The following is a 10,812-nucleotide window of genomic DNA, read 5'->3' as shown; positions in this document are numbered from 1 at the left end:
CTGAGCCATGATCAAACTCTTCAATTTAAGTTTGATGCTCGTGAATTAAACTTCGTAATGAATTACGTATGTTCACTCAGAGACTTGGTATTCATTTTTCGTCTTGCGACGTTAAGAATCCGTATCTTCGAGTGCCCACACAGATTGTCTGATAAATTGTTAAAGAGCAGTGCCGCTTCGCTTTTTCTCAGCGGCGCGGGGTGTGCATATTACGCCATCCCGCTACGAAGTCAAGCATTTAATTTCGCTTTCTTCGCCGGAGTTCTCAGTGGAACCCCGCTGACCCGGCGGCTTGTAATCCGTTGTTCCGTGTCAGTGGAGGCGCATTATAGGGAGTTATTTCAGGCTGACAAGGGGAAATTTAAAATAACTTTCCGAGTGCGTGTTTTTTCATCAAAACCATCATTAACATGCCATAAAATAAGCAAATTGCCGTTTTTGCAGCCGCAATCACATTTCCTGGTGGCATACTAATGAATAAGAAAATAAGTAAGGAAGAACATTCATGCCGTTAAATGCCCAACAGCTAGCCGCACAGAAAAACCTGTCCTACGTTCTGGCCGAAAAGCTGGCTCAGCGAATATTAAAAGGTGAATACGCACCAGGCGCGATATTGCCTGGCGAAATAGAGCTGGGCGATCAGTTTGGCGTGAGTCGCACTGCGGTAAGAGAAGCGGTAAAAACGTTAACGGCAAAAGGAATGGTATTACCGCGCCCGCGTATTGGTACACGCGTCATGCCGCAAGCAAACTGGAACTTCCTCGACCAGGAACTGCTCACCTGGTGGATGACGGAAGATAATTTCCCACAGGTCATTAAACATTTTCTGGTGATGCGTATCAGCCTGGAGCCTCAGGCGTGTTCACTGGCGGCGACCATAGGCACGGCAGAACAGAAAGCGCATCTCAACACGCTGATGGAAGAGATGGTCGAGCTGAAAAGAAACTTCAGACGCGAGCGCTGGATTGAAGTTGATATTGCATGGCATGAACACATCTATGAAATGAGTGCGAATCCGTTCCTTATATCCTTTGCATCACTGTTTCATTCCGTTTACCAGACCTACTTTACTTCTATTACCTATAACGACGTGGTTAAACTGGATCTGCACCAGGCCATTGTTGATGCAATTGATGATAGCGATGGCGATCGCGCCTTCACTGCCTGTCAGGCATTGCTGATAGCACCAAACGTGCTACCGGATAAATAATATGTCAGAAAAGAAATCACGCAGTATGGCCGGGCTGCCGTGGATAGCAGCCATGGCCTTTTTTATGCAGGCACTAGACGCCACAATCCTCAATACCGCCTTACCCGCAATAGCACATAGTCTTAACCGCTCTCCGCTCGCCATGCAGTCGGCCATTATCAGCTACACCCTGACGGTCGCCATGCTTATCCCGGTGAGTGGATGGCTGGCAGACAGGTTCGGCACCCGGCGCGTCTTTATGATTGCCGTTAGCCTGTTTACATTGGGATCGCTGGCCTGTGCGCTGTCCAGCTCCCTAAGCGAACTGGTGATTTTCCGCATCATTCAGGGCATCGGCGGCGCCATGATGATGCCCGTTGCCCGTCTGGCATTATTGCGAGCTTACCCCCGCAGCGAACTGCTTCCCGTGCTTAACTTCGTAACCATGCCAGGACTTGTAGGGCCGATTTTAGGTCCGGTATTGGGCGGTGTACTGGTCACATGGGCTAGCTGGCACTGGATATTCCTGATTAATATTCCAATTGGCGTGGCAGGTATCTTCTATGCACGCAAATATATGCCGAACTTCACCACGCCGCGCCGCAGTTTTGATATGACCGGTTTCTTTCTGTTTGGTTTGAGCCTGGTGTTGTTTTCCAGCGGGGTAGAGCTTTTCGGTGAGAAGCTTGTCGCAACCTGGATAGCGCTTAGCATTATTCTTACCAGCGTTTTGTTACTGCTTGCCTACATTCGCCATGCGCGTCGTCACCCAACGCCGCTGATATCGCTTCCTATATTTAAAACCCGAACCTTTTCTGTCGGGATCGCCGGAAACCTCGCCACTCGTCTGGGTACAGGGTGCGTGCCTTTCTTAATGCCGCTGATGTTGCAGGTAGGCTTTGGTTACCCGGCGCTGATAGCCGGTTGCATGATGGCGCCAACGGCACTGGGATCAATACTGGCGAAATCAATGGTGACGCAGGTACTGCGCCGGCTCGGCTACAGGACCACACTGGTCGGCGTTACGGTGTTTATCGGCCTGATGATTGCGCAGTTCGCGCTGCAATCTCCCGCCATGCCGGTCTGGATGCTGATCCTACCGTTGTTCATTTTAGGTATGGCGATGTCCACCCAGTTTACCTCAATGAATACTATCACTTTAGCAGATCTGACCGATGAAAACGCCAGTAGCGGCAACAGCGTGCTGGCTGTCACTCAGCAGTTATCAATCAGTTTAGGGGTCGCCATCAGCGCCGCCGTTCTGCGAATCTATGAAGGTATGGAAGGAACCAATACGGTCGAGCAGTTCCACTACACCTTTATAACGATGGGCGCTATCACGGTAGTGTCTGCGCTGATGTTCATGCTGCTAAAAGCCAAAGATGGACGCAACCTGATTAAAGAGCGACATAAGCCTAAACCGACCCCCGCTCCATCAAAACAGGAGTAAGTTGCAGGCGCTGCTGCTGCAATGCGGGCTGCGCCATCCGATGAATTAACACATCGATGGCCAGTTCGCCCAGTTCATCTTTTGGTTGGTGAATGGTCGTCAGGGGTGGCGTCATATAGCGCGCCAGCTCGATATCGTCATAACCCACCACCGCCATATCCTGCGGAATACGCAATCCCGACTGGTACAGAGCCTGATACGCGCCGACCGCCATTGCATCATTGCCGGTAAAAACGGCCTGCGGTCGCTGTTTATGCGATAGCAACGTTTGCATAGCTTCAAAGCCTCCGCCGAACTCAAAGTCACCGGTAATCTCGTAGCCTTCCGGGACAGGCAAGCCCGCCCGCTTCATGGCCGCCCGATATCCTTCCAGACGTAAACGCGCCGGAGTTTTATCCAGCGGCCCGGTAATGCAGGCAATGCGCGTAAAGCCTTTTTCGATAAGATGTTGCGTGGCTAAATCCCCGCCCAGCAGGGAGTTATCCTGAATCAGATCGCTTTCACCATCAAAAGGCGACCAGTCCATCATCACGGTTGGTATAGAAGGATAACGCTGCATTATCTCTCTGGAAGGCTGATGTGTTTCCGTACAGAGCAGCAGCAAACCGTCCACGCGTTTTTGCATCAGCGTTTCCAGATTACGGTTCATGCGCTGTTCATCGCCTTCGGTATTGCACAGCACCAGGCTGTAACCGCGCTCAAAACAGCTACGTTCAACGCCGCGCACCAGCTCAGAATAGAAGGGATTGGTACTGGCAGTAATTAACATGCCAATAGTGCGGGTCTGGTTTAACTTGAGACTACGCGCCAGCGCGGAGGGCGCATAGTTAAGCTCTTTAATCGCCGCTTGCACTTTGTCTGTGACAGACTCACTGACAAAGCGATCTTTATTAATGACGTGAGAAACCGTCGACGTGGAAACACCCGCCAGGCGGGCGACATCCTTCATTGTAGCCAAGCGTTACCTCTGCTGACTTAAAAACGCTTCTATTTCTTCGCGCCATGGAACAGAAGGCTGCGCGCCTTTACGGGTGACCGCAATCGCCGCAGCGGCATGTGCAAAACGGATAGCTTCAGGCAGCGGAGTCTCTTCCAGTAACGCTGTAATTAACGCGCCGTTAAAGGTATCCCCAGCGGCAATGGTATCAACAGCGTCAACTTTAAACCCTGGCACACGCTGACCTTCACCCTTTACGCTGGCCCATACTCCGCGACTGCCTAAGGTAATCAGTACCGTATCGATCCCCTTCGCGTGCAATGCCTGCGCCGCTTTGGCCGCGTCTTCATCGTTTTCGACCCGGATCCCCGTCAGCTTTTCAGCCTCGGTTTCATTCGGGGTAATAATATCCACCAGCGCCAGCAGTTCGTCAGAAAGTTCACGTGCCGGAGCCGGATTCAGGGCAACCGTGGTCTTATTTTGATGTGCAATCTTTGCCGCAGCCAGTACGCTTTCGATCGGCGACTCTAACTGCATCAGTAAGGCTGACGCCTGCGCAATACGCTCATGCTGTGCTTCCACCAGAGCTGGCGAAAGCGCTGCGTTCGCACCAGCATGAATACCGATGACGTTCTCGCCTTCACCATTCACAAAGATCAACGCCACACCGGTCGATTCCCCCGAAATTACGCTAATCGGCGCAATATCGATATTATCTTTGACTAACTGTTTACGAACACTTTCGCCAATATCATCATCGCCTGTACAGGCAATAAATGCGATATTCGCGCCACTACGACCCGCAGCAACAGCCTGATTCGCGCCTTTACCGCCAAATGCGACCTGATAATGGCTACCGGTTACGGTTTCACCAGGTGTCGGGAAAGAATTAAGATTAAGGATGTGATCGGCATTGATACTGCCAAGAACAACGAGGTTGCCTGCGGTTTTCATATTTGGTGTTCCAAGTCAAAGTGCGCCACCGGGTTAGGGTGGCGCGTGCCCTGCTTTTCTTTTTACGCTTTCATCCCCAAAACCAGATACGGGGATGGCGTATTTATGTCTCCATCAGGCCGCGAGCGACCTGAATCGGTATTACTGCTTGATGACCAGCTTCAGGTCAACCGGATATTTAGCCTGAACCTTCTCGCCTTTCAGGACCTTATCCGCAGTCTCAACGCCTTTGGCGCCGATCTGATCCGGCAACTGAGCAATGGTCGCAGCCAGTTTGCCATCATTTACTGCTTTTTCGCCATCTGGAGTGCCGTCAAATCCAACCACCATCACATCAGATTTACCCGCAGTTTGCAGTGCGCGCAGCGCGCCAAGCGCCATTTCATCGTTCTGGGCAAATACGGCCTGCACGTCAGGATGCGCGGTCAGCAGGTTCTGCATGACGTTCAGACCTTTGGTGCGGTCGAAGTCTGCCGGCTGGCTGGCCAGTACGTTAAATTTGTGTGCCGCAACGGCCTGCTGGAAACCTTCGCCACGCTCACGCGCCGCTGAAGTACCGGCAATACCCTGCAGTTCGATAACTTTAGCGCCTTCACCTGCTTTCTTCGCGATGTAATCACCCGCGATTTTGCCGCCCAGCACGTTATCAGACGCAATGTGGCTTACCACTTCGCCTTTGGACGCAACGCGGTCAAGGGTAATAACCGGAATTTTAGCCTGGTTAGCCATTTTCACAGCGTTACCAACAGCATCAGAGTCGGTCGGGTTGATCAGCAGAATTTTAGTTCCACGAACCGTTAAATCCTGAACGTTAGCCAGCTCTTTCGCCGGGTTGTTCTGTGAGTCCAGAATCACCAGGTTGTAGCCCAGCTTATCCGCCTCTTTTTGCGCCCCATCCTTCAGAGAAACAAAGAACGGGTTATTGAGGGTGGAGACCACCAGCGCAATGGTATCTTTCGCCATCGCATTCGCGCTCACGGTGGCGCTCAGCGCAACAGCAGAAACCAGGGTAGCCAGTTTTTTCATGTTCATATTTAAGATGTCCTGTAATCGTTGTTACTGCTTTTTGTTGTCTACCAGTACCGCCAGCAAAATCACCACCGCTTTGACGATCATCTGGTAATAGGAGGATACACCTAACAAATTCAAACCATTATTGAGGAAACCAAGAATCAATGCGCCGATCAGCGTCCCAACAATACGTCCTTTACCGCCCGCCAGGCTGGTACCGCCTAACACCACCGCGGCGATAGCATCCAGCTCATAGCCAGTACCTGCCGTCGGCTGCGCTGAGGAGAGGCGAGCCACTTCAATGATACCCGCCAGCGATGCCAGCAGACCGCACAGTGAGTAAACGATAATTTTGATTTTACTGACGCTGATACCGGACAGACGCGTTGCCGCTTCGTTACCGCCCAGCGCATAGATATAACGGCCCAGACGAGTGTGGTGCAGCATGTACCACGCCGCGAGGAAGACAACCCCCATGATCCACACAGGCGTCGGGACGCCTAACGGACGACCAATACCAAACCAGCCAAACAGATCGGCATTATCAGTAAACCCGGTATTTACCGGACTGCCGTTGGTGTAGACCATGGTTACACCGCGCAGCAGCAGCATCATCACCAGAGTTGCGATAAACGCCTGCACGCGGCCTTTTGCAACAATCACCCCGGTGACTGCGCCAATGGCAGCGCCGAGCGCCAGGGCCGCAGCAACAGCCACCAGCGCATTGACTTCAATCCCTACAATCGAAGCTGCAACCGCGCCGGTAAGCGCCAGCAAGGAACCGACTGACAGATCGATACCCGACGTCAGGATAACCAGCGTCATGCCGACGGCCATGATGGCGTTCACCGACGTTTGCTGGAGAATGTTGAACAGGTTATTAACGGTAAAAAAGTTAGGGCTCATGGTAGAAACAATCGCGATCAGCACTAGCAGAGCGATGAGCGACTTTTGCTCCAGAAGCCATGCTTTAGTGAAATAACGGCGACCAGAAACAGCCTGGGTAGTCATCTTTTTTACTCCTGATTCACGCGATTAAGCTTGCCCACAGCGGCAGCCATTAATACTTCCTGAGTGGCCTGCTCGCGAGTGAACTCACCGCCGAGATGCCCTTCATGCATAACGATAATTCGATCGCTCATGCCCAATACTTCTGGCATCTCAGAGGAGACCAGAATGATGCTCAGCCCATCAGCCTTAAACTGGTTGATAAGCTGATAGATTTCTTTCTTGGCCCCAACGTCAACGCCGCGCGTTGGTTCATCAAGGATCAGGACTTTGGGTCGAGTCATGAGACCGCGCGCAATGGCCACTTTCTGTTGGTTACCGCCGGAGAGCAGGCCGATAGCCTGTTCCATCGACGGCGTTTTAACATTGAACAGACGAATAAAATCACCTACCGCCTGCTGCTCATCTTTATGCTTCAGGCTTCCACCGGTGCGGCTGAAATAGCGCAGCGCGGTCAATGACATGTTCTCTTTCACCGACATGCCCAGCACTAAACCATCGCGTTTACGGTCTTCAGAAATATAGACGATGCCGTTAGCCAACCCATCCTGCGGCGAACGGGTAACAACCTCATGGCCATCAAGCGTGACGTAGCCGCTGGTGCGTGGCAATGCGCCGTACAACACTTTCATCAGCTCGGTACGTCCGGCTCCCATCAGCCCTGATACGCCAAGGATCTCGCCTTTACGCAGCGTGAACGAAACATCATTTACGCCAGGGCCACACAGATTATCGACCTTCAGGCGAATATCACCCGGCGCTTTTTCCAGGCGCGGGTACTGATCTTCCAGCTTACGTCCCACCATCATTTCAATCAGCGAGTCTTCGGTAAGCGAGGCGACTTCACGCTCGGCAATAAACTGCCCGTCGCGAAAAACGGTCACGTCATCGCAAATCTCGAAGATCTCTTTCATGCGGTGAGAAATATAGACAATGCCGCGTCCCTGGGATTTCAGTTCGCGAATGACGCGGAACAGAGATTCAGTTTCAGTATCGGTGAGCGCATCCGTCGGTTCATCCATAATGATGACCTTCGATTCAAAGCTCAGCACTTTGGCAATTTCGACCATCTGCTGATCGCCAATCGACAGCTCACCGACCAGCCTGTCGCTTTTGAAGCGCAGATTGAGTTTGGCGAGCAGCAAATCGGCTTCGGCGTACATCTTTTTCCAGTCAATTTTGCCAAAGCGATTCACAAACTCGCGGCCAAGAAAAATGTTCTCGGCGATAGTGAGTTGCGGGATCAGGTTCAGCTCCTGGTGGATGATACCGATTCCGGCTTCCTGGGAGGATTTCGGGCCGTTAAAGGTGGTCTCTTTCCCCAGCCATAATAAAGAGCCGGCATCACGGGTGTAGATCCCGGTCAGCACTTTCATCATGGTGGATTTGCCCGCGCCGTTTTCGCCCACCAGTGCCATTACGCGGCCTGGATAGACATTCAGCGCAGCGCCGGATAGCGCTTTTACGCCCGGGAACGCTTTATCGATCCCTTTGAGTTGCAGTAATGCGTTCATGATGGCCTCAGAACGTGACGCCAGCACAGAGAATGATATTCGCATACGGAGAACACTCTCCGCTGCGAATTACCGCCTGACTGTCTGCGGTTTGTTTTTTGAATTGTTCATGCGTGGTGTAACGAATTTCAATGGTGTTTCCCTGGTGTTGTTGCAGTTGCTCAATGAACTTAAGCAACGTTTCGTGGAGTTGCGGATTATGTTGTTTAATTTCCGACGCGAGAATGGCCGCCTCGACCTGCATTTCACGTGTAACCACATCCAGTACCTGCATAAAAGAAGGTACGCCCTGGGTTAATGCCATATCAATACGCGTTGTGCTGTTAGGGATGGGTAAACCTGCATCACACACCACCAGCGTATCGGTATGCCCCAGACGGGAGATCACCGTTGAAATTTCAGAGTTGAGTACCGTGCCTTTCTTCATTTTCTTTCCCCACTAGCGAAACGTTTCGCTGAAGATAAGTGTAGTGTGAAGAGTGGACAGAAAACCACCGTGACGTTACGAAAATGTGATCGTCATCGAAACGTTTCGCAAGGATTATCATTCGATGAAATGAAAACTGAGAGGGACAAAACAAAACGCCCCCTTTCGCGATGAAAGAGGGCGTCGATGAGATTAAATCTCGACCTGAGTACCGAGCTCAATAACCCGGTTCGGTGGGATTTCAAACTGGTCCGGCGCGCGCAGCGCGTTGCGCTGTAGCAGCAGATACAGCTTGCCGCGCAGACGCAAATACCATGGCCGCTTGCCAACAATCAACGACTCGTGCGACATGAAGAAAGAGGTTTCCATCATTCTACAGCTTAAACCTTCCAGACCGCAGCGATGGAACACTTCCTCAACGTTCGGCGTTTCGCGCCAACCGTAGCTGGCCACCACGCGCCAGAAGGTGGGCGATAATTGCTCAATCTGCACCCTACGCACGTTGTGAACATAGGGCGCATCTTCCGTGCGCAGCGTCAGCAGAATAACGCGCTCATGCAGCACCTTGTTATGTTTGAGGTTATGCAGAAGCGCAAACGGGATGACGTTCAATGCACGAGACATATACACCGCCGTTCCCGGCACGCGTACCGGTGGAGATTTCTCCAGAGAGGCAATCATCGCCTCCAGAGAATTGCCGTGCTCATGCATGCGACGCAGCAGACGGAAACGCTCGCTTTTCCAGGTGGTCATGATGGTGAACATCACCAGCCCCAGCGTCAGAGGCAGCCAACCGCCGGAAATCAGTTTATCGAGGTTCGCGGAGAACAGCGGAATATCGACGCACAAGAACGCCACCAGGATCAGGAAGACAAAGTATTTATTCCAGTGCCAGTTTTTGCGCGCCACGGTGGTCGACAAAATTGAGGTCAGCACCATCGTTCCCGTCACCGCAATTCCGTACGCAGCGGCCAGATTACTGGAGTGCTCAAAGCTCACAATCACGATAACCACCGCAAAATAGAGCATCCAGTTAACGAAAGGAATGTAGATCTGGCCAGATTCCATTTCCGAAGTATGAATGATACGCATCGGTGACAAATACCCCAGACGCACGGCCTGACGCGTCAGCGAGAAGACGCCAGAGATAACTGCCTGTGAAGCGATGACCGTTGCCAGCGCGGCGAGGATCAGAAGCGGTATCAACGCCCAGTCCGGCGCCAGCAGGAAGAACGGGTTTTTGATCGCTTCAGGATGCTTTAACAGCAACGCCCCCTGACCAAAATAGTTCAGCACCAGCGAAGGTAATACCACAGAGAACCATGCCAGGCGAATCGGCAACTTACCGAAGTGGCCCATATCGGCATACAGCGCTTCAACACCGGTGATCGACAGCACCACCGCACCCAGCGCTATAAAGGACAACGTTTTGAATTCGAGGAAGAAATGCACCGCCCAATACGGATTGAGCGCCTGCAGCACTTCCGGATTGCCTATAATACTGCGCACGCCTAATACCGCGAGCGTCAGGAACCACAGCAGCATAATCGGCGCAAACAGCTTACCGACCATGCCGGTACCGTGTTTTTGAATCAAAAACAGCAGGGTCAGCACGATTATCGAGAGCGGAACAATCCAGGTGTCCAGTTGCGGGGCAACTATCTCCAGACCTTCAATCGCCGACATCACCGAGATGGCAGGTGTTATCACCACTTCTCCATAGAAGAAGCTGCCGCCAATCAACCCCATAATCACCAGCATGGAGGTGGTTCGCGCCGAGGTATTGCGCCCGGCCAATGACATCAGCGTCAGGATCCCGCCTTCTCCGGCGTTATCCGCGCGCATGACAAACGTCAGGTATTTAATGGAAACAACAAAGATAAGCAGCCAGAAAATCAGCGAGAGAAAGCCAAATACGGCATCACGTTCAACGCCAAAACCAAACTGGCCGGACAAACATTCACGAAGCGTATAAAGTGGGCTGGTACCAATATCACCGTAGACAACCCCAATGGCCGCAAGGGTAATCGCAGACAATGATTGTTTATTATCAGTGCTCATAGACTCGTCTTTCGTTTATACACATCATCTTTCAAGCCGCCTCCGCGTGGGCTGCATTCGTTATTCCCCCCATCCCCGGAGAAAACTCCATTGCCGCCTTGGTGCAGCTTGATTGATTTGGTGTATATATAAGAAATGTGTGCGTCGTCCCTTGGCCCACAAAAAGGCGCACAGTATGCACGATTAATCGCAAAATCGTACCCCTAAATGAGACCAGATTAATCTGGCTCAAAGAAAAATAAGCGCACCTTCAGTCTATTA

Annotated in this window: 10 protein-coding genes; 3 read left to right on the top strand and 7 right to left on the bottom strand. The window is 51.9% G+C overall.

The window, feature by feature from the left end; all coding sequences use genetic code 11:
- The 3 genes from OGV94_RS23545 to mdtD form a co-directional block, all read left to right on the top strand.
- On the top strand, positions 1-474 hold a 474-nt coding region (locus OGV94_RS23545; RefSeq protein WP_286524523.1), incomplete at its 5' end, for a hypothetical protein.
- Between the two features lie 31 nt (positions 475-505).
- A complete protein-coding gene (locus tag OGV94_RS23540) occupies positions 506-1,210 on the top strand; it encodes a FadR/GntR family transcriptional regulator (RefSeq protein WP_043018832.1) in 705 nt (234 codons plus the stop codon).
- A 1-nt stretch (position 1,211) separates the two neighbouring features.
- Positions 1,212-2,639, top strand: coding sequence for a multidrug transporter subunit MdtD (mdtD, locus tag OGV94_RS23535; protein ID WP_075145437.1), 1,428 nt, complete (start codon positions 1,212-1,214; stop codon positions 2,637-2,639).
- Here mdtD and rbsR read toward each other — a convergent pair.
- The 7 genes from rbsR to kup all read right to left on the bottom strand — a co-directional run bounded on the left by rbsR (position 2,605) and on the right by kup (position 10,551).
- Positions 2,605-3,597, bottom strand: coding sequence for a ribose operon transcriptional repressor RbsR (gene rbsR, locus OGV94_RS23530; RefSeq protein ID WP_087050730.1), 993 nt, complete (start codon positions 3,595-3,597; stop codon positions 2,605-2,607). The two genes, mdtD and rbsR, sit on opposite strands and share 35 nt — an antisense overlap.
- A gap of 3 nt (positions 3,598-3,600) precedes the next feature.
- Positions 3,601-4,530, bottom strand: a complete 930-nt coding sequence (gene rbsK, locus OGV94_RS23525; protein WP_200008059.1) for a ribokinase — start codon at positions 4,528-4,530, stop codon at positions 3,601-3,603.
- A gap of 141 nt (positions 4,531-4,671) precedes the next feature.
- Positions 4,672-5,562, bottom strand: coding sequence for a ribose ABC transporter substrate-binding protein RbsB (gene rbsB, locus OGV94_RS23520; RefSeq protein WP_003023760.1), 891 nt, complete (start codon positions 5,560-5,562; stop codon positions 4,672-4,674).
- Between the two features lie 24 nt (positions 5,563-5,586).
- Positions 5,587-6,552 (bottom strand): ribose ABC transporter permease, encoded by a 966-nt coding sequence (rbsC, locus tag OGV94_RS23515; protein WP_043018828.1) that lies wholly within the window; start codon positions 6,550-6,552, stop codon positions 5,587-5,589.
- Between the two features lie 5 nt (positions 6,553-6,557).
- Positions 6,558-8,063 carry a ribose ABC transporter ATP-binding protein RbsA gene (gene rbsA / locus OGV94_RS23510; protein WP_043018827.1) on the bottom strand — a complete coding sequence of 502 codons (1,506 nt, stop codon included), beginning with the start codon at positions 8,061-8,063 and terminating at the stop codon, positions 6,558-6,560.
- Positions 8,064-8,070: 7 nt separating this feature from the next.
- Positions 8,071-8,490 (bottom strand): D-ribose pyranase, encoded by a 420-nt coding sequence (rbsD, locus tag OGV94_RS23505; RefSeq protein ID WP_043018826.1) that lies wholly within the window; start codon positions 8,488-8,490, stop codon positions 8,071-8,073.
- A gap of 192 nt (positions 8,491-8,682) precedes the next feature.
- Positions 8,683-10,551, bottom strand: a complete 1,869-nt coding sequence (gene kup, locus OGV94_RS23500) for a low affinity potassium transporter Kup (RefSeq protein WP_075145440.1) — start codon at positions 10,549-10,551, stop codon at positions 8,683-8,685.
- Between the last annotated feature and the right edge of the window lie 261 nt (positions 10,552-10,812).

The sequence above is a fragment of the Citrobacter sp. Ce006 genome (assembly GCF_030336535.1).
GTDB lineage: Bacteria > Pseudomonadota > Gammaproteobacteria > Enterobacterales > Enterobacteriaceae > Citrobacter > Citrobacter europaeus.
Note: the sequence above shows the minus strand (reverse complement) of the source record. Positions and strands in the feature narration are given on the sequence as shown.